We start from the raw sequence: 21,513 nt of genomic DNA, 5'->3' as shown, positions 1-21,513 counted from the left end.
ATCGGAGCCCCAGACCGGCGTGCGGACCGCACGCACAGGTGTCTGGTTCATGGCCCCCGGGGGCGCGGGGCCGGGGCGCGGGCGGCGGGCACGGCTGCGGGGCTGGGCCGAACTGCTCCGTGTCTCCGCGCTGTTCACCGTGCCCGGTGACGCCCTCGCCGGTGCCGCGGCCACCGGGCTGCGGCCGGGCCGGGGCACGGCGTACGCCGTGGGCGCCTCGCTCTGCCTGTACGAGGCGGGCATGGCGCTCAACGACTGGGCCGACCGCGACGAGGACGCCGTCGACCGTCCCCATCGACCCGTCCCCTCCGGCCGGATCTCTCCGACGGCGGCGCTGGGTGCGGCCGGACTCCTGACCGCGGCGGGACTGACGCTCGCCGCCCGCGCCGGCCGCCCCGCGCTCGCGGTGGCGTCGGCACTGACCGCCACGGTCTGGGCGTACGACCTCCGGCTGAAGCACACCGCTGCGGCCCCGGCGGCGATGGCCGCGGCCCGCGCCCTGGACCTCCTGCTCGGGGCCACGGCCACCATGTCGGCGCCAGGTGCGACGCCCTCCAGGCGAAGGGGCGTCGGCACGGCACCGTCCGCTCGCCGCGAGCTGCCGGGCGAGTCTGTCGCCGGGAGCGGGGAGCCGCGATACCTGATGTTCCGTCATGAGCGAAACAACGGTGAGGGGTTGGGCGGGAGGTATGGCGCACCGCCCGGTGCCGCCCGCCGCACCGCCGCCTCCGCCGTCGCGCTGGCCGCCCACACCTACGCCGTCACCTCCGTCTCGCGGCACGAGGCGCACGGCGGTTCCACACTCACCCCCCTGGCCGCGCTCGGCGCGACCACCACGCTCGGACTGCTGTTGGCACGGACACGCGCTACCGCAGGGCACCTCCCGGCATTGACGGCCGCCGCGTACGTCCGTACCGCAGCCATTCCTTGCCTGCACGCCGCTCTCAACCCGTCCCCGCCCCTCACACAGCGCGCCGTCGGCGGCGGGATCCGCGCCATGATCCCGCTCCAGGCCGCGCTCGCCGCCCGGTCCGGGGCGAACGTCACCGCTCTCGCCGTGCTGGGGCTCGTCCCCGTGGCACGCACCCTCGCACGGAAGGTGAGCCTCACATGAGCCGCCGCAAGCGACTCCGCCTCGGTTACGGCACCAACGGCCTCACCGACCTCCGTCTCGACGACGCCCTCGGCCTGCTCGCCGACCTGGGCTACGACGGCGTCGGGCTCACGCTCGACCACATGCACCTCGACCCGCTCGCCCCCGATCTCGCCGCCCGCACCGCCCGGGTCGCCCGGCGGCTCGGCGCACTCGGTCTCACCGTGACCGTCGAGACCGGCGCCCGCTACGTGCTCGACCCGCACCGCAAGCACGGTCCGTCGCTGCTCGACCCGGACCCCGAGGGGCGTGCAGCCCGCACCCGACTGCTGGTCACGGCGGTCAGGGTCGCGGCGGACCTCGGAGCGCACGCCGTGCACTGCTTCAGCGGCATCACGCCGCCCGGCACCGACGACGACACCGCGTGGCAGCGCCTTCAGGAGGCGCTCGCGCCCGTGCTCGACGCCGCGGCCGCCGCCGGCGTGCCGATCGCGATCGAGCCCGAACCGGGCCACCTCCTCGCCACCCTCGCCGACTTCCATCACCTGCGCACGTCCCTCGGCAGCCCTCCTCCTCTCGGCCTGACCCTCGACCTCGGCCACTGCCAGTGCCTGGAGCCGGATCCGCCCGCCGAGTGCGTCCGCGCGGCCGCGCCCTGGCTGCGGCATGTGCAGATCGAGGACATGCGCCGCGGGGTGCACGAGCATCTGCCGTTCGGCGACGGCGAGATCGACTTCCCGCCCGTGCTGGACGCGCTCGCCGCCACCGGCTACCAGGGCCTCACCGTCGTCGAACTGCCCCGCCACTCCCACGCCGGCCCTGAACTGGCCCGATCCTCCATCGAGTTCCTCCGGACCGCGGCAGCCACCACCACGAAGGGAGCGTCGGCGGCATGACGCAGACCTCTACCTGGACCCGTGACAACGTCGCCGCGGCGCTGCCCGACGACACCGCGCGCGCCTGGTTCGACGAGGCGCTGGCCGACGCCGCGTGTGCGGCACCGGCACCGTCGGCGGCCTCTTCCCCGTACCCCGCCCGTACGTGGGAGCTGCGGTTCGCCGCCGCCGGGCGGTACTGCGGCCACGGCAACGCGGATGCCGTCCGTACGCTGCTGCTGGTCGAGGCCCGGGCGGGACTCGAGACCCTGACCCGGCTCTGCCAGCACGGCAGCGCCGCCGAACGCCGCCCCGTGCTACGGGCGCTGCCGGCCCTGGTTGAAGGACCACACGCCGTACACCTCGTCGAGGACGCTCTGCGCAGCAACGACACCCGGCTCATCTCCGCCGCCGTCGGCTCCTACGCCGCCGCCCACCTCGATCCGCACGCCTGGCGTCACGCCGTCCTGAAGTGCCTGTTCACCGGCGTCCCCGTCGACTCGGTCGCGAGCTTGGCGCAGCGGGCGGCCGGCGACGGCGAACTGGCCCGCATGCTCACCGACTACGCCGCCGAGCGAACAGCCGCCGGCCGCGAAGTCCCCGACGACCTCGGTCGCGTGCTGACCCTGACGGGCGAAGAGCCCAAGGAGCTTTGATGCGTATCTTCGACCCGCACATCCATATGACGTCCCGCACCACCGACGACTACGAGGCGATGTACGCCGCCGGTGTGCGCGCCGTCGTCGAACCGTCCTTCTGGCTGGGCCAGCCCCGCACCTCGCCCGCCTCCTTCTTCGACTACTTCGACGCCCTCCTCGGCTGGGAGCCCTTCCGCGCCGCCCAATACGGCATCGCCCACCACTGCACCATCGCGCTCAACCCCAAAGAGGCAGGCGACCCGCGCTGCACGCCGGTCCTGGACGCCCTGCCCCGCTACCTCGTCAAGGACGGCGTCGTCGCCGTCGGCGAGATCGGCTACGACTCCGTGACACCGGCCGAGGACACCGCGCTGGCCGCCCAACTCCAGCTCGCCGCCGACCACGGCCTGCCCGCTCTCGTGCACACGCCCCACCGCGACAAGCTCGCCGGCCTGCACCGCACCGTGGACGTCGTCCGCGAGTCGAGCCTGCCCATGGAGCGGGTGCTGCTCGACCACCTGGGGGAGACGACGGTCCAGCAGGCGAAGGACAGCGGCTGCTGGCTCGGGTTCTCCGTCTACCCGGACACCAAGATGGACGAGGACCGCATGGTCGAGATTCTGAGGACGTACGGAACGGAGAAGGTCCTCGTCAACTCGGCCGCCGACTGGGGAAAGAGCGACCCGTTGAAGACCCGCAAGGTCGCCGACGCCATGCTCGCGGCCGGCTTCGGCGAGGACGACGTCGACCAGGTGCTGTGGCGCAACCCGGCCGCTTTCTACGGACTCAGCGGCCGTCTCCGGCTCGACGTCCCGGAGGCGGAGGGCCTGCACGAGGGCAACTCCATCCTGCGCGGGGGCGAGTAGGGCATGCGCTTCCGCCACCCGGACGGCTCCACCGTCCACCTCGCCTACTGCACCAACGTCCACCCCGCCGAAACCCTCGACGGCATCCTCGCCCAGCTCCGCGACCACTGCGAGCCGGTCCGCAAAAGCCTGGGACGAGACCGCCTCGGCATCGGCCTGTGGCTCGCCAAGGACGCCGCACGCGCACTGATCACCGACCCGGCGGCGCTGCGAGGACTGCGTGCCGAGCTGGACCGGCGCGGCCTCGAAGTCGCCACCCTGAACGGCTTTCCCTACGAGGGATTCGGCGCACAGGAGGTCAAGTACCGCGTCTACCAGCCCGACTGGGCCGACACCGAACGCCTCGCGTACACCACCGACCTGGCCCGGCTCCTGACGGCGCTTCTGCCGGACGACGTCACCGAGGGGACCATCTCCACCCTTCCGCTCGCCTGGCGGACCGACTTCGACGAGCGCGCCGCCGCCACCGCCGGTGCGGCCCTGACCACGCTGTCGGGGCGGCTCGACGCGCTGGAGGAGCTGACCGGCAAGTCGATCCGTGTCGCCCTCGAACCGGAGCCCGGGTGCACGGTGGAGACGACCGCCGACGCGATCGGACCGCTCACCGCCCTGCCCGGCGACCGTATCGGTGTGTGCGTCGACACGTGCCACCTCGCCACCTCCTTCGAGAGCCCGGCATCGGCGCTGGCCGCGCTCGAGGCGGCCGGTGTCGGCATCCCCAAGGCGCAGCTGTCGGCGGCCCTGCACGCCGAGGAACCCCGTCGGCCGGAGGTACGCGACGCCCTCGCGGCCTTCGCGGAACCGCGCTTCCTGCACCAGACCCGCACCCTCACCGCCGCCGGACTGCGCGGCACCGACGACCTCGGCGAGGCGCTGGCCGGCGATGCCCTGCCCGACGACGCACCCTGGCGCGCCCACTTCCACGTCCCCCTGCACGCCCCGCCCGCCGCACCGCTCACCTCCACCCTGCACGTGCTCCAGGAGACCCTGACCCTGCTGGTGGGAGGCGCGGAGCCGCTCACCCGTCATCTCGAGGTAGAGACCTACACCTGGCAGGCACTCCCGCCCGAGCTGCGCCCCCGCACCAAGACCCAGCTCGTCGAGGGCATCGCCGCCGAACTGGCCCTCGCCCGTGGCCTGTTGACGGACCTCGGCCTGAAGGAGCTGCCATGAGCACCCGCCCCACTCCGCTCCTGGTGCTCGACGTGGTCGGCCTCACCCCCCGTCTCCTGGACCACATGCCCCGCCTCAAGGCGTTGGCGGCCTCCGGCTCGCAGGCGAACCTGTCCACCGTGCTCCCGGCCGTCACCTGCACCGCGCAGTCCACCTTCCTCACCGGCGCGCTCCCCACCGAGCACGGCATCGTCGGCAACGGCTGGTACTTCCGCGAACTCGGTGACGTACTCCTGTGGCGCCAGCACAACGGCCTGGTCAGCGGCGACAAACTCTGGAACGCGGCCCGCCGCGCGCACCCCGGCTACACGGTCGCCAACATCTGCTGGTGGTACGCCATGGGCGCCGACACCGACTTCATCGTCACCCCCCGTCCGGTCTACTACTCCGACGGCCGCAAGGAACCGGACTGCTACACCCGGCCGCCGGCCCTGCACGACGAACTCACCGAGAAACTCGGCACCTTCCCGCTCTTCCACTTCTGGGGCCCCGGCGCGGACATCGTCTCCAGCCAGTGGATCGCCGACGCGACCCGCCATGTCATGCGCACCCGTCGGCCCGACCTGACCCTGTGCTACCTGCCGCATCTCGACTACGACCTCCAGCGGTTCGGCCCCGACGACCCGCGCTCCCACCGGGCGGCCGCCGAACTCGACGCCGTCATCGGCCCGTTGCTCGACGACGCCCGAGCCGAGGGCCGCACGGTCGTCGCGCTGTCCGAGTACGGCATCACCCGCGTCAGCCGCCCCGTCGACATCAACCGCGCCCTGCGGCGTGCCGGACTTCTCGAGGTCCACACCCAGGACGGCATGGAGTACCTCGACCCGATGGCCTCCCGCGCCTTCGCCGTCGCCGACCACCAGCTGGCGCACGTCTACGTCCGCCGGCCCGAGGACCTGGCAGCCACCCGCGAGGCGTTGAAGGACCTGCCGGGCATCGACGAGATCCTCGACGACGACGGCAAGAAGGCGAACGGGCTCGATCACCCGCGTTCCGGGGAACTGGTCGCGATCGCCGCACCGGACGCCTGGTTCACGTACTACTACTGGCTCGACGACGCCCGCGCCCCCGACTTCGCCCAGCTGGTCGAGATCCACCGCAAACCCGGCTACGACCCCGTCGAGCTGTTCATGGATCCCGAAGACCCTTACGTGCGGATCAAGGCGGCCAAGGCGGTGGCCCGCAAGAAGCTCGGCATGCGCTATCGGCTCGCCGTCGTACCCCTTGACGCCTCACCCGTACGCGGCAGCCACGGCCGCCTCCCCACGAGCGACGAAGAAGGTCCGCTCGTCCTGGTCTCCACCCCCCGCGCAGTGTCCGGCCGCGTCGCGGCCACCGAAGTGAAGTCCCTTCTCCTGCGGCTCGCCGGCCTCTCCTGAGGGCGGCGAGCCGTCGGGCACCCGCAGCACCGCGACAACGAAAGAGAGAACCACTGTGACCGCGTTCAACGACGAAGCCGTCACCGGCGATGCCCTGCGCCGGGCACTCGGCGTCAGCCGCCGCCGTTTCCTCAGCACCTGCACGGCCGCCACCGCCGCGGCGGTCGCCGCCCCGGTCTTCGGCGCCGCGCCCGCCCTGGCGCAGGACAGCGCGGAAGCCGCCGGCCATGGCGGTGGGCGTTCCGCTCTGGTCCCGCCGCACAAGCGCGGCATCATCCTCTACACCGTGCGTGACGCGGTCGGCCGCGACCCACTGGCATCCGATCTGCCCTCCGGCTTCCGCGAGGTGTTCAAGCAGCTGTCGCGCTTCGGCTACCGCCAGGTGGAGTTCGCCGGCTACGGCCAGCACGCGGGCGCGCCGGGCGGCGCCGATCTGGGCACCGTCCAGGGCGCGAAGCTGCTGCGCGCCTGGCTCGACGAGTACGGCCTGCGGGCGCAGGGCAGCCACGGCTTCATCCCCCCGTCCTGGCCGCTGACCCCGTCCGACCTGGACACCTTCAAGCGGTATCTGGAGATCGCCAACATCCTCGGTATGGAGCACATGGGTACCGGCGCCGACCCCACAGGCACCCCCTACCGGGCCGACTGGGACGTCGCCGCGCAGAAGTGGAACACCCTGGGCGCCATCGCCCGCCGTGAGGGCATCAAGCTCTACACCCACAACCACGACAGCGCCTACGACTTCCTGCTCGACGGCGGCCCGCTCGACGCCCAGGGCCGGCCGACCCGCAGCTCCGGTATCCGGAAGCTGGAGTACTTCCTCAAGGTGACGGACCGCAAGAGCGTCTATCTGGAGCTGGACGTCTTCTGGGCGCACGTGGCCCAGTACAAGTTCCACACGTACACCGCCCACGACGGCTCGCAGCGTGAGCGTGTCTTCGACCCGGCCGGACTCGTGGTCCGCAACACCAACCGCTTCCCTCTCTTCCACGCGAAGGACGGCGTGGTCAATCCCCAGAGCGGCCTGGGCTACGACATGGTGCCGTTCGGCACGGGCGACATCGACTACCGGAAGTTCTTCACCCGGGTGGGTGCGAAGAACTACCACAACCCCATGGTCGAGCAGGACACCGCACCGAGCGCGAGCGCTCCCGGTCAGTCCCTGGAGTTCGCCCGGATCGGCTACGACAACCTCGCGGCCCTGCGCGCCCGTAACTGACGGAACGTCATGTGCAGTGCCCGCCCGGCGTCCTGGCGCGGGGCGGGCCTCTCAGATGTGCCCCGAAAAGGAGTGAAATACAAGGGCAAACTTTCCTTGAAGCGACGGGAACTTTGTCCTTGACGAGTTGAAAGTGGTCGCCTTAGCGTCCAACTCACGCATTTCGCCTGGCTTTTCACCCGCTGGCCGGACCAAAGGAGTTCTGAGTGCGCAACAGACGGATTGTCACCCTCGTGGGGGCGGCTGCGTTGGCCGGAGCCGTCGGCCTTCTGCCCCTCTCCCCAGCCCAAGCCGCCAAGTCAGACCCCGTACCGCCGGCTTCGTCGGACTTCCAGAAGGTCACCCTCAACGACCGCCCGGGCGAGCCCATGGCCCTGGCGGTCCTGCCCGACCGGCGGGTGCTGCACACGGCGCGTACGGGAGAGGTCCGCATCCACGACCCCAAGAGCGGCGTGAACTTCCTCGCCGCCGACATGAAGAAGAGCCCCGCCGGGCTCTACCAGCACGACGAAGAAGGCGTGCAGGGCATCGCCGTCGACCCCGGCTTCGCCAAGAACCACTGGGTCTACCTCTACTACTCGCCCCGCCTCGACACCCCCATGGACGACCCGGCCACCCCGGGCGTCAACGAAGGGGACGCACCGCAGTCCGGCACGGCCGATGACTTCGCCAAATACAAGGGCGTCACACGGCTGTCGCGGTTCAAGCTCGCGGGCGACAAGCTCGACTACGCCTCCGAGCAGAAGATCATCGACGTACCGGCCGACCGCGGACTCTGCTGCCACGTCGGCGGCAAGATCGACTTCGACGGCAAGGGCAACCTGTTCCTGTCGACCGGTGACGACTCCAACCCGTTCTCCTCCGACGGCTACGCCCCGATCGACGACCGACCCGACCGCAACCCGGCCTACGACGCGCGGCGCACCTCGGGCAACACCAACGACCTGCGCGGCAAGGTCCTGCGCATCAAGGCCAAGCGCGACGGCGGCTACGTCATACCGGGCGGCAACCTCTTCGCGCCGGGCACCCCGAAGACCCGCCCGGAGATCTACGCCATGGGTCTGCGCAACCCGTTCCGCTTCGGGGTGGACGACAAGACGGGCGAAGTCTACGTCGGCGACTACTCACCCGACGCCAAGAGCGCCGACCCCGACCGCGGCCCCGCCGGCCAGGGGCGCTGGATGGTCATCGACCGCCCGGCCAACTACGGCTGGCCGTTCTGCGTGACTCAGGACATGCCGTACCAGGACTACGACTTCGCCACCAAGACCTCCAGCGGGGCGTTCAACTGCGCCAAGCCGGTCAACGACTCGCGGCACAACACCGGCCGGAGCGTGCTGCCCCCGGTCACGGACGCGGAGATCGTCTACGGCTACGACGCCTCCCCGACGTTCCCCGAACTCGGCACGGGCGGCATCGGCCCCATGGGCGGCCCGGCGTACCGCTACGACAAGCGCAACAAGGCCCAGAACCGCTGGCCCCAGTACTTCGACGGCAAGCCACTCTTCTACGAGTGGACCCGCGACCAGATGAAGGCCATCACCCTCGGCAAGAGGAACGAGGTCCAGAAGATCGAAGACGCGATCCCCTCGATCAAGACGGACGGCCCGATCGACGCCGAATTCGGCCCGGACGGCGCGCTGTACGTCCTCGAATACGGCACCGGGTACTTCGCGGAACTGCCAGAGGCCCAGCTCTCCCGCATCGACTTCACCCGGGGCAACCGCACTCCGGAGCCGAAGGTCGCCGCGGACGTGGTCAACGGCACCAGCCCGCTGACGGTCCAGCTCTCCAGCGCCGGCACGAAGGACGCCGACGGCGATGCCCTGCGCTACGCCTGGGACTTCGACGCCGACGGCACCGTGGACTCCAGGGAGGCGAACCCGAAGCACACGTTCACCAAGAACGGCGTCTACGACGCCACGCTGAAGGTCACCGACAGCACCGGGCGCTCGGCCTCCGCTTCCGTTCCCGTCGTCGTCGGCAACAAGGCACCGGTCGTCTCGCTCACCACCGACCCGGCTCCGCACGGCGGCACGGCGTTCCACTGGGGTGACACCGTCACCTGGAAGGTCACCGTCACCGACGACCAGCCGGTGGACTGCTCGAAGGTCAGCGTCTCGTTCATCCTCGGCCACGACTCGCACGGCCACCCGCTGTCGACGAGCAACGGCTGCTCCGGATCGTTCAAGACGTTCGTGGACGGCGGTCACTCCGGTTCGGACAACCTCAAGGCGGTCTTCAACGCCACCTACACGGACACGCCCCCGGACGGCCTGCCGTCCCTCTCGGGCAGCGCCGAGGTCGCACTGACCCCGGCCGACTGACCGGCGGCTACACCGCGGCGGGGCGCCCACCCTGGGCTGCCCCGTTGCCGTGGCACCGCGACCCGATTCCCAGACGTCCACAGGCGCGATACTCCGGGCAGTAGTGGACGTATCCGCTGCGGGCCTTACGGTTCTCCGGCCGTGAGGCCCGCAGCGTTTCGCCGCGCGGGCAGGTGTTCGCGGGCGCTTCGTATCGCTACGTCACCGATGTGGCGAATTCGGGGTGAGTAATCGAGCCCTCAGGCGGCAAAGGCTTCGTCGTCGGTCCACTCGGCGCCCGCGAGGTTCGTCGATCTGGTCCGGCGGCATCAGAAGGGCCTTAGGCCTCGCCGCCTTCGGCCAGTCGCAATGGATGCAGCGGATGCCTGCGTACACGTCATCGCGGTTGGTGTCCACGGCGCTCCAGCTCTCCCATTCCGAGCTGGGCGCCCCGCAGCGGGGCAGCCAACGGCCGCGCTGTACCCAGGGAAGTGCCTCTCCTCGATGCCGGATTCCTCGAGGGTCTGCCGCATCGCTTTGTTGATCTCTGCTTGGGACTTGATTCCCGTGATTTCCCGAGCAGCTCGGTCAGCATCCCCTCGGCCGGCGAGACCCACAGTCCGCATAGTCCCCGATCGCCACGTCGTCGCAGAAGGTCTCCCAGAACCCGTCCTCCGCGAGAGCGGTCACGTCGACGCCGGAGAGGAGCTCGCGCAGGTCTTCCGCCACCTCCTCGCACCTCTCCTCGCCGCCCTCCGCGTAGAACGGGAAGCGTGCGATCACGGCCGCGATGCATCGGCTGAAGGAGTCGAGGTCGCGGTTCACGTGATGGGTCGTCGATGACTCGACATTGGGGATCTGCACCACGTGACCACCTGCCACGTCGACGGCGATGCGTCCGAACAGGTCACTTGTCGCGATGGAGACCAGCCCCCGTTCACCGATCCCCACGAAGTACACCGGCTCTCGCTCAGTGGCCGGTACTCGTATCCGATCACCCTGCCTGGGATGCCGGTCTCCCTGAGATCTGCAGTGATCTGGGTGGGCACCTCGGGTGGGGCCTCGATGGGATCAAGACGAACTCGGGCTTCGACAACTGCGGCAGGGGCTGGCTCACAGGAAGATCCTCTCCCGATGGACTGCCCGACAACACTCATAGGCCCGCGAGGCGGGCAACTCCCGCCGGGCAGCCGGCCCCGGCATCACCTATTCAAGTTCAGTAGTCGCGGCGTACTGGCGCATGAACTGGACGATGTGCCATCTCGCCTAGGACATCGCCTTAGGGCCATGTGGCCGATCTTGTCTTGCGCGGCGGCTCCGAACCCCAGAGCATCCATTACATCATCGCAGCTTCCCCACCTTCGACTGCCCGGGAGATCAGCATGTCCAGAACAGGTGACTCATATTCCAAGGTTCCAGTGAATCCATTGGTGGCCACGCTCATCGAGAAAGACGTGGGGAACAATGTAAGGATTATTCGGGGATTCGTTGGCCCGTCAGACGATGACGCCACTGTCGTCGTCTACCAGCGGCTAGACCGCCTGTCTGACAAGGTGGAAATCCCGGAGGCTGACATCCTGCACCACGCCGAGGCACCGTCTTCCCCTTTCGGATGCATGATTCTCTGGGTCAAGAAGGATGCCGAAGTCCTCATCAATCGAGTTGAGGAATCAGAACCCTCGGACGGTCCTCTAAAGGGTGAGATGCGAGAATCCAGAAAGGGAAGACTACGCATGCACGTTCCAGAACGCCAGGTATGCACCTCGAATTGTGCACCCTGCTATTCACCGTACTGCGAGGTGTGCACGTCGTCCTGCTGGATTCCGCTGCGATGAGATTCGACGATTTGTGTACAGCACTGCAGGCACTCGAGTTCCCATCGGACGGCGAGCGGGACCACCCGGAACTCCGAGCCGTTCTCGCTGCGCGATCGAGTATCCAGGATGCCGTCCTCGATGACGATTTCCTCGCGAGCTGCCTTCATTTGGAGTTGCAGCTGCTCGAGAGAAAAGACTTGCGGCGGGGATTGGTGCCGTTCTTCACGATGCCGGGGCTCGGGATTCGATTCGCTTTTGGGTACTGGCCCCCGGGAGGCTCGCCAGGGCCACACGAGCACACAGCTTGGACGATTACTGCCGTCTGCCGCAATGAACTCGAGGTAGTGACCTACGACCGAGAGGAATCGTATTCTCGTCGGGAGTTGGTTCTCAAGAATCGATTTCCCGCCTCGGCCGGGAAAGTCGGCTACATCTACAAACCATGCATCCATGCGCCGATTAATAATTCGTCGCGCTGGTCGCTGTCTTTCCATATGACCAGCCCGAGGGACGGCGAGGACCCAGGCGATGGATGCGGCGATCCCCTCCCCGGCCTCTTGGGGAGGGCACGCCTCGACCGGACGAACAGCGACCACGTCTACCGAAAGGTCATTGAAGCGCGGCGACGGGTAAGGCGCATCCGCGCCATCGGCGATATGATTCCCTCCCTGAACAGCGCGAAAGCCTCGTCTCTGTTGGATAAATGTACCGCTCTCGGTGGCTTCATGACCGATAGGCCTGAGTCTGGCAAGCCGACCCGACACGGGTTTGCACTGGAGCGTGTGCACAGGGACCTTGAACTGAGTTACCGCCTAGACGCCGGGATGGCAGTCCTCTATTCGGAGACTCCGACTGGCTCGTTGAAGGAACTCGCTGTCGACAGCCTCGGGTGCGAGGCGATCGCCTTTATTTCCAAGGAGCGAAGTTTCACAATCGAAGATATGCCAGGAAATCTATCTCAGGAAGAGCGTCTACACATTGCAGACGCTCTGGTAGAGACTGGCCTGTACGTGAAAATTGGTGATGGTTGTGCATGCACGTCAGATTGAGGTCGCATCGGACTCGCGGCAGGTTTTCGACGCCCTGTCCTACGAGGCTCCATTTGTCATCGAGAAGCTAGTAAAGGATCGTGTCGTAGACACACCGGAGGAAGGTCAAGCGCTTTTTGAGGAAGTCAAACGATACCTCGTGCTCGTCAGCGTGAGCGGTGGGGCGGCGTGGCCCATGTACTCCCTGCGCGTCGACGAAGCGTGGCATCAATTCATCCTCTTCACTCGGCAGTACATGGAATTTTGCCATAAATATTTTGGTAGGTACCTGCCTCACAGTCCGAGCAATTCTCCGACGGACGGTCAGGAGAAACCTGCAGCCGCAAAATCCTTCAGGCTCTTCGCGGATCGTTATAAGGAGCTCTTCGGCGCCCAGTTGCCGAGTATCTGGCTTGATGCGGAGACTGTCACAATCCGTCGGCGGGTAATCAATGACAGTGTTGGGTCAGTCAGAGTCCGGGCAGACTTGGACGCGGTAGACCTGCTGACTCCGAGCGGTGAAATTTTGTTTTCCGTTAACAGGCTTGCCGAGGATGCCCTGACATTCATCGCCCATACCGGGGCCTTCTACGTCAGAGAGTTGCCCGGTGACCTGAGTGACGATGAGAAGACGGCTCTTATTTCGGCTCTGATGGAAATCAGGATCCTCCGTTCAGCCCCATGACATCTCCTCGCGCTCTCGATCAGGGGCAACCGAACCGTTTCCCCAGCCCGGCGGATGGACTCACATGGGTGCTGTCATCTGCGACGTCAGCTTTCAGCCCCGGTGCAAGTACGAAGGGACTCTCCGACCGCGGCTCCTCCATCTGCAATCGAGCTGGCCTGATGGAAGAACAGTCCGCGGCTTCCAGCGCCGGCCCGTCACGAAAGACCTTGCCGTGGCCATGAGGTTCAACCACGCACAGAAGGTTGCGACGGCCCACGCCATCACCGACCTCCTCGCCGCCCACGGGGTCGATACCCGCGAGGACCTCCACACGTGGCTCGATCGTCAGGCCAATCGCGCCGCTCTGCCCACGGTGAAGGGGATGGGGCCGAAGACGCTTCGGCTCAGCCGCGGAGAGGCTGCTTCACCCAGCCCTGGTCCCAGTTGGAGACCTGGTGGGTGCGCCCGCGCAGCTCCTGGAAGTACCACTGGCCGTCGCGCTTCACGAACTGGTCGGTGTAGTCGAGCGTGATGATCACGGGGTCCTTCCCCTCGGGATCCTCATTGCTCGCGATGGTGCACAGGCACAGGAGCCGGAAGTTGCCCGTGGCCGACGCGCCGTCGTCGGCGACTTCCACCTGGGGGTTGAGGACCTAGTGCTGGGCCCAGCTGATCTTCTTCGGGAGCTCGGTGAAGTGCGCGATGATCTCGGCCCTGCCGTGGTTGTCGGCCCCCTCCCCGTCGACCACCCAGCGCCCGTCAGGGACGAACAGGGATGCGATGCCCTCGGCGTCGTAGGAGTTGTCGCAGTGGGCGGCATAGCGGTACTTCAGCCACTCGACGGCGCGCGCGTCCTCAAGGCGGCCGAGGCGCTGCTCCAGTGCGGTCACGGCGCTCTGGAGTGCAGGAGATTCGGACATGGCGTGTTCTGTGGCCCGTTCCCAGAGGAGCGCGGCCCGAATGGCTCACAACCTGTGGGCGAGTCGTTCGAGGGTGTCGCTGACGGGTTCCGCTCTGGCCTGGCGGTGACCGGCTCCGGCCCAAGGTGGATGAGGCCCGTGTCTCCGACTGCCGTGGCTGCCTTGCGGAGGGCGCCCGTGAGGTGGTGGAGGGGGGTAGCCGATCGGGGCGGTGGGGCCGTATCGGTCGGTGAAGTGGTTTCGCAGGGCGCGCGGGGCGTCCGGTGAAGGCGTGGGTGACGACAGTGGTGTCGAAGGCCGGGTCGACCAAGGCCGCCTGGTGCGGTGCGGACGCGCCGCTCTCGTGCGTGCGCAGCAGGACTGTGCCGACCATGACAGCTTGCGCACCTGCACCCAGCGCGCCTGCCACGTCGGCGGCGGTGGTGATTCCGCCCGTGGCGATGAGGGGCAGAGCGACGGCTCGGCGCACTCCGGCGATCAGGTTGGGCAACGAAACCTGTATGGGAGCGCTGACGACCGTGCGGTCCGGGATGGCGAAGGTGAAGGACACCCAGGGGACGGGAGAGGAGATGAGCAGGTCGACCTTGTCCGTCCAGTGGTCGTCGTCCTCGATCGGTTCCTTGGGCAGTGTGAGGCCGTAGCGGTCGGCCTCCGCCTGTACCTTCCGGGCGTAGCGCCGGTACGCCTCCCGGGAGGGGGCAAGGGGTTGGGGACGAACAGGTTGACGCCGAACGGGACGCCTTCCGCGCGGGTGGTGTGGATCTGGCCGGCGAGTCCCTGTGCGGTCTTGTACCCACCGGCCAGGAAACCCAGGCCGCCCGCCCGAGCGGCGGCGGCGACCAGAGCGGGCGTGCTGGGTCCTCCGGCCATGGGAGCCGTGATGAGGGGCAGGTCTGCTCCGAGGTCGGAGAGCGGGGTGCTCATGGCACCTCCTCTTGGAACGTATGAGCGTCAGGCCGAGGGGGCCACGGGGCCGAGGCGGTGCGGGAAGCGGACGCAGACGGCGGCGGCCGCGACCGCGGAGACGACGACCAGCGCGCTGCCCAGCAAAAGCGCCTGGTGGTAGCCGTTTCTGAGCAGCGGGGCGGCGAGGAGCGGACCAAGGATCTGGCCGACGCTGTATCCGGCTGTCAACAGGGCTACGGCCCGCGGCACTTGAAGGTGCGCGCCGATCGACAGGGCGATCGTGCTGACGCCCATGAACGTGGCGCCGAACAGCACGGCGGACACGAGTGCCGTCGTGGCACCGCCCAGCAGGGCCGGCAGGGCGATGCCGACGGCCTGGATGGTCAGGGAGGTCAGCAGCAGGGCGGGCCTGGACCAGCGGCCGGCCAGCCGGGTCCACAGCGCGCACGAGGGCAGTGCGGCGAGGCCGACCACGATCCAGGCCCCTGAGCCGAGTCGGCCTGGGACGCCCTGTTGAATCGCGGCGACCAGGAAGGTGCCGGCGATGATGTAGCCGATGCCTTCAAAGGTGTAGCTGGTGAACAGGGCGAGGAACCAGCGGTGGGTACGGGGCCGTTCGGTTTGCGCGGCCGGGTCGGATCGCGCGGGTTCCGGCTGTGGGGCCAGGGGCCAGGCGATCGCGGCGAGCAGGGCGGCCAGGGCCGCGCAGGCCCACCAGGCGGCCTGCCAGGTGGACGCGGCCTGCACGGCGACGACCAACAGGCCGGACAGGGCGATTCCGGCACCGACTCCGCCGAAGGCCCAGCCGACCAGGTGGTGGGCGTGCGCGCGCAGGCCGGAGAGCATCGCGCTGACGGCGATGACGAAGATCAACGCGCTGGCGGCGCCGGCCGCGAGACGCAGCAGGAACCAAACGGTGCCGTCGTCGCTGACCGGCATGAGCGCCAGCGTCGCCACCAGCACGACGAAGGAACCACGCAGAGCCGCGACCGACCGCACGACGGCGGGTGCGGCGATGCCGGCCAGGGCACCTGCGAGGTAGCCGATGAAGTTCGCGGTCGCCAGGTCGGCCCCGAGTGCGGTGGAGAGTCCGGCCTGGGCGTGCATGAGGGGAAGGATGGGGGTGTAGACGAAGCGGCCGATCCCCTGTCCCGCGGCGAGCGCTGCCGCGGCCTGGACCACGAGTGCCCAGGGAGACCGCGTTCGCGTACGCGGTGGGGCTGATGACTGCACGGTCTTGGGCACCTTCCTGGTGGCGTTCTGGGGCGGCCTCCGACGCTAGGCAGCGCTCGTGACGCTGTGAAATGCCGGTTAAGGTGCCTCTATGCACGGCAGGCATGGATGCCGGGGAGGGGCGCGAGGAGCATGGACGTCGAACTGCGTCACCTGCGGGCCTTCGCGTCCGTGGCCCGCCATCGCTCGTTCTCCCGTGCCGCCGAGGAACTGCTGATCACGCAGCCGGCGCTGAGCCGCACGATCGCGCAGTTGGAGGGCAATCTGAGCGTCCGCCTGCTCGACCGGTCCTCTCGGCACGTCGAACTGACCGATACCGGCGCGGAGTTCCTCCTGCAGGTCGAGCGGGTTCTCGCGACCCTCGATCAGGCCCTCGCCGTGGTGAGCCACCGCATCACCCTGCGGCTCGGATTCAGCTGGCTGCTGCCCGACCCTTGGACGCAGCAGACCGTCAGCCGCTTCGAGGAGACCACGGGTGCGACGGTCGCCCTGACCCGGACCGACGATCCCCTTCAGGCGCTGCGTCAGCGCACGCTCGACATCGCGGTCGTACGGGGCGAGTTCGACGCACCACGAGGCGCGCGCACTGTGCACCTGTTCGACGAGCCGCGCATCGCCGTATGCTCCGAGCACTCCGACCTGACTCGTTTCGACCATCTGGACTGGACGGACGTCCAGCACTGGACCCTTGTCGTCAACACGGTCAGCGGTACGACCGGGCCCTGGTCGTGGCCCGTGGATCAGCGCCCGGACCGGATCATCGAAACGGCCAACTACGACGAATGGCTGGAGACGGTGGCCGCCAACCGCGGTATCGGCATCGTCCCCGAAGTCGCGCAGCGCCGTTCCCCTCACCCCGCCGTGCGCTTCGTTCCCCTCACCAACGCACCGGCGAGCCCGGTCAGCCTCGTCCACTTCCCCGACGCCCAGCGAACGCTGATCCGCCGGTTCCTGGACGCCGCGGTACGGGGCGCCCCCCGCCGGTGATCGCGCCCCGCGAGCCGAATCCATGCCTGACACACATAGCTGGGCCACCAAGGGCATTTCCGCCGGATGCGGGAAGTCACTAGCGTCGAAGGCATGAGCGAAACCCGCAGTACAGGTCTGTCCCGACAGGAATCCGCGATCACCGTCCTGGGCGGCCCCACGGCCCTGATCGACCTCGGCGGCCTGCGCATCGTCAGTGATCCGACCTTCGACGACGCCGGTCCGCACGGGTATCTCACCAAGACGGCGGACACCGCCGTCGACGAGGACGCCGTGGGACCGGTCGACCTCGTTCTGGTCAGCCACGACACGCATCCCGACAACCTCGACGAGCGCGGCCGCGCGTTCGCGAAGGCCGCCCCGCTGGTACTCACCGGCCCCCTGGCCGCCGGACGGCTGGGCTCACCGGCCGTCGGCCTCGCATCGTGGACCAGCCACTCCGTGCCCCGCCCGGACGGCGGCGGCGACCTGACCGTGCTGGCGGTCCCCGCGGTCCACGGTCCCGAGGACGGCGAGCGCGACGCCGACGGGAACGTCAACTGCGAGGTCACCGGGTTCGTCCTGTCCGGGCAGGGGCTTCCCACCGTGTACGTGAGCGGCGACAACGCCTCGATCCGCACCGTCGCGGAGATCTCCCGCCGGGTGCCGGACATCGACGCAGCCGTCCTGCACGCGGGAGCGGCCCGCGTCCCGGCGAAGTTCGACGGCCGTCCCCTGTCCCTCGACGGCCGCGCCGCCGCCGCCGCGGCAGCGGTCCTCGGCGCGGACACTGTCGTACCGGCCCACTACGACGCCTGGGCCCACTTCTCCGAAGGGCTGCCGGAGATCGAGCTGGCCTTCCACGAGGCGGGCCTGTCCTCCGTGCTGCAGGTCGCTGCCCACGGAACATGGGTGCGGCTGACCCGCTGACCGCCGTCGCCGACACACTCCGACAAAGACGAGCAAGGAAGAACGCATGCCATTCGTACGCATCGATCTCATCCGTGGACGTCGTCCCGATGAGGTGAGGGCGATCGCCGACGCGACGCATCAGGCGCTCCTGGATGTGCTGGGCATCCCCGAGCGGGACAGGTTCCAGGTCATCACCGAGCACGACGCGGACCACGTCATCGCCCTCGACGCCGGCCTCGGCTTCGAGCGCACCGACCGCCTGGTGATGATCCAGATCTTCACCCAGTCGGGACGCAGCACCGAAGTCAAGCAGCGACTCTTCCGCGCCCTCGCCGAGCAGCTGGAACCCCTCGGCATCAGCGGTGCGGACCTCTTCATCGGCATTGTCGAGAACGGCCCTCAGGACTGGTCGTTCGGCTTCGGACGCGCCCAGTACACCGAGGGCGAGCTGGCCGTACCCGGCCGCTGACACCATCCGCCTCGCATTCGGCCGCAGGCCGCTCAGGAACTGCACACCGTGCAAGATCGAGTCGGCGCACCCTGGCCGAAAGTCTGCCCGCCCGGCTGCCTATGGCTTGGGCGCGGGTTGCTCCCCCGAGCCCCGGACGATCAATCGGGTGGGCACGGTGATGGTGCGAGCACGGGAGCGGTCGCCGTCGAGTCGGGTCAGGGCGGTGGTCGCCACTGTTCTGCCGATTTCCTCCGGGTCCTGGGCGACGACGGTCAGGGCCGGTTCGAGTGCCTCGGCGAGTGAGACGTCGTCGAAGGCGACGACGGCCACGTCCTTGCGCTTGCTGCGGGCGAGTTCGGCGACTATGCCCAGCGCCATGATGTTGTTGCCGGCGAAGAGGGCCGTGGGCGGGTCGGTGAGGTCGAGCAGCTTCGAGGTCGCGGCTTCTGCCCCTTGCTGGTCGTGTGCGCTGGCGACGAGCGAGCGGTCGTAGGGGAGGTCGGCTTCCCGCAGTGCCGAACGGTAACCGGCGAGGCGCTCGCGGCGGGTGTAGAGCTTGGTGGGCAGGTCGCCGATGAAGCCGATGCGCCGGTGTCCGTGGGCGACCAGGTGGGCGACACCCTCGTGGGAGCCGTCGCGGTTGGAGCTGACGACGCTGTCCGTGGCCAGGCCCGCCCCCGGGCGGTCGATGAAGACGACGGGCAGCCCGGCGGCGCGGTGGGTCTTGAGGTGGGAGTGGTCGGCGCCGACCGACGGCACGACCATCAGGACGCTGACGCGGCGGGCGAGGAACTTGTCCGTCAACGACCGCTCGCGGTCGGGATCGTCCGCGGAGGAGCCCATGAGCAGGGTCAGGCCGCGGTCGCGGACCGTGTCCTCGATGCTCCTGGCCACGGCTCCGAAGAAAGGGTTGGCCAGGTCGGGGATGACCAGTCCGATGGTGGTGTCGGGCCCGCCCACTCGGATGTTGCGGGCCATGAGGTTCGGCTGGAAGCCGAGCCTGGCCACGGCGGCGAGAACCTGTTCCCTGGTCTCGGCCGAGGCGGGGCCGTCCTCGTTGAGGACGCGGGAGACGGTCTTGGCGCTGACACCCACTTCTCGGGCGACGTCTGCCAGGGTCGGGCGGCGGTTCGCTGCCATGGAGGAAACAGTCTCCTGTGCTCGTCGGTCCCGGCCGCGGCCTCGGCCGGAACCTGTGAGTGCTTCAGTTGGCCTGGACTCCCGCGGCCTTCGCCGCTTCGGAATCGGCTACGACAGTACCTCCGGCCGCGTCGACGGTGAGCGCGCCGGTCATGATGGCCACGACCTCCGCCATCGAGTAGTCGGACGGCTTGATCACGGCAGCGCGCCGGCCCAGCCGGTGGACGTGGATCCGGTCGGCGATCTCGAAGACGTGCGGCATGTTGTGGCTGATCAGGACGACCGGCATGCCCTTGTCCCGGACCCGGCGGATCAGGTCGAGTACCTGACCGGACTCCTTGACGCCGAGGGCCGCCGTGGGTTCGTCCATGACGACGACGCTGCGGGCCCAGGCGACGGCGCGGGCGACCGCGACGGCCTGCCGCTGTCCGCCGGAGAGCGTCTCGACCGGCTGGGTCAGCGAGCGCAGGCCGATCTTCAGGTCGGCCATGTGATCGGCGGCCTCCTGACGCATGCGCTTCTTGTCGAGCATGCGGAAGGCGCTGCCGAGGAGGCCCGGACGGCGCAGCTCGCGGCCGAGGAACATGTTCGAGGCGATGTCCATCGAGGCTGCTACGGCGAGGTCCTGATAGACCGTCTCGATGCCGTGGGCGCGTGCGCTCTGCGGCCCGGAGAACTGGATCGGCTTGCCGCCCAGACGTATCTCGCCCTCGTCGGGGACCAGCGCGCCGGTGAGCGCCTTGATCAGGCTGGTCTTGCCGGCGCCGTTGTCGCCGATGACGGCGAGGACCTCGCCGGGCAGCAGGTCGAAGTCGGCGCCGTCGATGGCGGTGACGTGGCCGTAGCGCTTGACCAGCCCGCGAGCCTGCAGAACGGGGGTCTCGGTGGTGGTGGTCATCGGACCTTCCTCCGGGAGATCTGGTCGACGGTCACCGCGAGGATGACCAGGACACCGGTGATCAGCGTCTGGTAGATCGAGGCGACGCCCATCAGCTGAAGCCCGTTGCGGAAGACGCCGACGATGAGGACGCCGATGAACGTGCCCAGGACCGATCCGCGTCCGCCGAAGAGGCTGGTGCCGCCGAGGACCACGGCGGTGATGCTGTCGAGGTTGTCGGTCTGCCCGGCCTGCGGGTCGCCGACTCCGGTGCGGGAGATGAGCAGCAGGGCGGCGATGCCGTAGAGGAGACCGGCCACGGTGTAGACACCGATGGTCAGCCGGGAGGTGCGGATGCCGTTCAGTCGCGCCGCTTCCGGGCTGTTGCCCAGCGCGTATACGTGCCTCCCCCAGCCGGTGCTGCTCAGCGCGTAGGCGAGGAGGAGGAACAGGGCGATGGTGACCAGCGAGCCGTAGGTGATGTCGGTCTTGCCGAGCGGGAAGGTCTGCCCGAGGGCCGTCAGCGGGCCGGGCAGGTTGCTGACCGTCTGCTCCTCGGAGTAGATGTGCGTCAGCGCGAACGCCACGTTGAGCATGCCCAGGGTGACGATGAACGGCGGCAGCGGGATCTTCTTCACCAGTGCCCCGTTGAGCATGCCGAAGCCGGCGCAGACGACCAGGCCCAGCGCGATCGCGGCGAGCGGCGGCAGGGATCCCTCGGCGGCCATCTTGGCGATCACGATGCTGCCGAACGCCATCACCGCCCCGCAGGACAGGTCGATGCCCGCGGTCAGGATGATCAGCGTCTGGCCGATGGCCAGCGTGCCGACGACCATGACCTGCTGCACGATCAGCGAGAAGTTCCCGCCGGTGAGGAACTGGTCGGTCGAGACGGAGAAGAAGACGCAGGCCAGCAAGAGGGCGACCAGCGGACCCGTGGTCGGTTGCGTGAGCAGTCTGCGGACCGTGGTCGGCGCTTTGAGCTCCGCGTACGGCGTGGACGTGGAGGGTGGCGTGGACGTGGCAGTCATGCGAGGTCCTTGTCGG

20 protein-coding genes and 1 pseudogene are annotated in these 21,513 nt (G+C 68.8%); 13 read left to right on the top strand and 8 right to left on the bottom strand.

Features of this window, described 5'->3' with window-relative positions; translation table 11 throughout:
- Positions 1-49 precede the first annotated feature (49 nt).
- The 8 genes from ACWIF2_RS00225 to ACWIF2_RS00190 all read left to right on the top strand — a co-directional run bounded on the left by ACWIF2_RS00225 (position 50) and on the right by ACWIF2_RS00190 (position 9,570).
- Positions 50-1,114, top strand: coding sequence for an SCO3242 family prenyltransferase (locus ACWIF2_RS00225; protein WP_454357847.1), 1,065 nt, complete (start codon positions 50-52; stop codon positions 1,112-1,114).
- Positions 1,111-1,989 (top strand): sugar phosphate isomerase/epimerase family protein, encoded by an 879-nt coding sequence (locus tag ACWIF2_RS00220; RefSeq protein WP_454357754.1) that lies wholly within the window; start codon positions 1,111-1,113, stop codon positions 1,987-1,989. Before ACWIF2_RS00225 ends, ACWIF2_RS00220 begins: the two co-directional genes overlap by 4 nt.
- Complete coding sequence (locus tag ACWIF2_RS00215; RefSeq protein ID WP_454357753.1) at positions 1,986-2,624, top strand: EboA domain-containing protein; 639 nt, start codon at positions 1,986-1,988, stop codon at positions 2,622-2,624. Before ACWIF2_RS00220 ends, ACWIF2_RS00215 begins: the two co-directional genes overlap by 4 nt.
- A complete protein-coding gene (locus ACWIF2_RS00210) occupies positions 2,624-3,472 on the top strand; it encodes a TatD family hydrolase (RefSeq protein WP_454357752.1) in 849 nt (282 codons plus the stop codon). The genes ACWIF2_RS00215 and ACWIF2_RS00210 overlap by 1 nt, the downstream gene beginning before the upstream one ends.
- Positions 3,473-3,475: 3 nt before the next feature.
- A complete protein-coding gene (gene eboE / locus ACWIF2_RS00205; protein WP_454357751.1) occupies positions 3,476-4,645 on the top strand; it encodes a metabolite traffic protein EboE in 1,170 nt (389 codons plus the stop codon).
- Positions 4,642-6,024 carry an alkaline phosphatase family protein gene (locus tag ACWIF2_RS00200; protein ID WP_454357750.1) on the top strand — a complete coding sequence of 461 codons (1,383 nt, stop codon included), beginning with the start codon at positions 4,642-4,644 and terminating at the stop codon, positions 6,022-6,024. The genes eboE and ACWIF2_RS00200 overlap by 4 nt, the downstream gene beginning before the upstream one ends.
- A 55-nt stretch (positions 6,025-6,079) precedes the next feature.
- Complete coding sequence (locus ACWIF2_RS00195; RefSeq protein ID WP_454357749.1) at positions 6,080-7,243, top strand: sugar phosphate isomerase/epimerase family protein; 1,164 nt, start codon at positions 6,080-6,082, stop codon at positions 7,241-7,243.
- Positions 7,244-7,449: 206 nt separating this feature from the next.
- Positions 7,450-9,570, top strand: coding sequence for a PQQ-dependent sugar dehydrogenase (locus ACWIF2_RS00190; protein WP_454357748.1), 2,121 nt, complete (start codon positions 7,450-7,452; stop codon positions 9,568-9,570).
- A gap of 567 nt (positions 9,571-10,137) precedes the next feature.
- On the opposite strand, the gene ACWIF2_RS00185 is transcribed toward ACWIF2_RS00190, so the two are convergent.
- Positions 10,138-10,509, bottom strand: a complete 372-nt coding sequence (locus tag ACWIF2_RS00185) for an SUKH-4 family immunity protein (RefSeq protein WP_454357747.1) — start codon at positions 10,507-10,509, stop codon at positions 10,138-10,140.
- Positions 10,510-11,350: 841 nt separating this feature from the next.
- On the opposite strand from ACWIF2_RS00185, the gene ACWIF2_RS00180 reads away from it, so the two are divergent.
- Together ACWIF2_RS00180 and ACWIF2_RS00175 are read left to right on the top strand one after the other, a co-directional pair.
- Positions 11,351-12,415, top strand: a complete 1,065-nt coding sequence (locus ACWIF2_RS00180) for a hypothetical protein (protein WP_454357746.1) — start codon at positions 11,351-11,353, stop codon at positions 12,413-12,415.
- Positions 12,390-13,079, top strand: a complete 690-nt coding sequence (locus ACWIF2_RS00175) for a glycine-rich domain-containing protein (RefSeq protein ID WP_454357745.1) — start codon at positions 12,390-12,392, stop codon at positions 13,077-13,079. The genes ACWIF2_RS00180 and ACWIF2_RS00175 overlap by 26 nt, the downstream gene beginning before the upstream one ends.
- A 386-nt stretch (positions 13,080-13,465) precedes the next feature.
- Here the strand turns inward: ACWIF2_RS00175 and ACWIF2_RS00170 are convergent.
- The 4 genes and pseudogenes from ACWIF2_RS00170 to ACWIF2_RS00155 form a co-directional block, all read right to left on the bottom strand.
- Positions 13,466-13,981: pseudogene (locus ACWIF2_RS00170) on the bottom strand (nuclear transport factor 2 family protein).
- Positions 13,917-14,450: a nitronate monooxygenase gene (locus ACWIF2_RS00165; RefSeq protein ID WP_454357846.1), complete on the bottom strand. Its 534-nt coding sequence runs from the start codon at positions 14,448-14,450 to the stop codon at positions 13,917-13,919. The pseudogene ACWIF2_RS00170 and the gene ACWIF2_RS00165 overlap by 65 nt, the downstream one beginning before the upstream one ends.
- A gap of 8 nt (positions 14,451-14,458) precedes the next feature.
- Positions 14,459-14,905, bottom strand: coding sequence for a nitronate monooxygenase (locus ACWIF2_RS00160; RefSeq protein ID WP_454357744.1), 447 nt, complete (start codon positions 14,903-14,905; stop codon positions 14,459-14,461).
- 27 nt (positions 14,906-14,932) lie between these two features.
- The gene (locus tag ACWIF2_RS00155; RefSeq protein ID WP_454357743.1) at positions 14,933-16,120 is read right to left on the bottom strand and encodes a YbfB/YjiJ family MFS transporter; all 1,188 of its coding nucleotides are present in this window, start codon (positions 16,118-16,120) and stop codon (positions 14,933-14,935) included.
- A 132-nt stretch (positions 16,121-16,252) separates the two neighbouring features.
- Between ACWIF2_RS00155 and ACWIF2_RS00150 the strand changes: the two genes are divergently transcribed.
- The 3 genes from ACWIF2_RS00150 (at position 16,253) to ACWIF2_RS00140 (ending at position 18,467) form a co-directional block, all read left to right on the top strand.
- Positions 16,253-17,107 carry a LysR family transcriptional regulator gene (locus ACWIF2_RS00150; protein ID WP_454357742.1) on the top strand — a complete coding sequence of 285 codons (855 nt, stop codon included), beginning with the start codon at positions 16,253-16,255 and terminating at the stop codon, positions 17,105-17,107.
- A gap of 93 nt (positions 17,108-17,200) precedes the next feature.
- A complete protein-coding gene (locus tag ACWIF2_RS00145) occupies positions 17,201-18,016 on the top strand; it encodes an MBL fold metallo-hydrolase (RefSeq protein ID WP_454357741.1) in 816 nt (271 codons plus the stop codon).
- A 46-nt stretch (positions 18,017-18,062) separates the two neighbouring features.
- Positions 18,063-18,467 (top strand): tautomerase family protein, encoded by a 405-nt coding sequence (locus ACWIF2_RS00140; protein WP_454357740.1) that lies wholly within the window; start codon positions 18,063-18,065, stop codon positions 18,465-18,467.
- 99 nt (positions 18,468-18,566) lie between these two features.
- On the opposite strand, the gene ACWIF2_RS00135 is transcribed toward ACWIF2_RS00140, so the two are convergent.
- From ACWIF2_RS00135 to ACWIF2_RS00125, 3 genes are all read right to left on the bottom strand, one after another.
- Complete coding sequence (locus tag ACWIF2_RS00135) at positions 18,567-19,589, bottom strand: LacI family DNA-binding transcriptional regulator (protein WP_454357739.1); 1,023 nt, start codon at positions 19,587-19,589, stop codon at positions 18,567-18,569.
- A gap of 64 nt (positions 19,590-19,653) precedes the next feature.
- Positions 19,654-20,487 (bottom strand): ATP-binding cassette domain-containing protein, encoded by an 834-nt coding sequence (locus tag ACWIF2_RS00130; protein ID WP_454357738.1) that lies wholly within the window; start codon positions 20,485-20,487, stop codon positions 19,654-19,656.
- Complete coding sequence (locus ACWIF2_RS00125) at positions 20,484-21,497, bottom strand: ABC transporter permease (RefSeq protein ID WP_454357737.1); 1,014 nt, start codon at positions 21,495-21,497, stop codon at positions 20,484-20,486. Before ACWIF2_RS00125 ends, ACWIF2_RS00130 begins: the two co-directional genes overlap by 4 nt.
- Between the last annotated feature and the right edge of the window lie 16 nt (positions 21,498-21,513).

This window comes from Streptomyces sp. NPDC055506 (genome assembly GCF_053643595.1).
The sequence above is the reverse complement of the archived record's forward strand: the minus strand, read 5'-3'. Positions and strand labels throughout refer to the sequence as shown.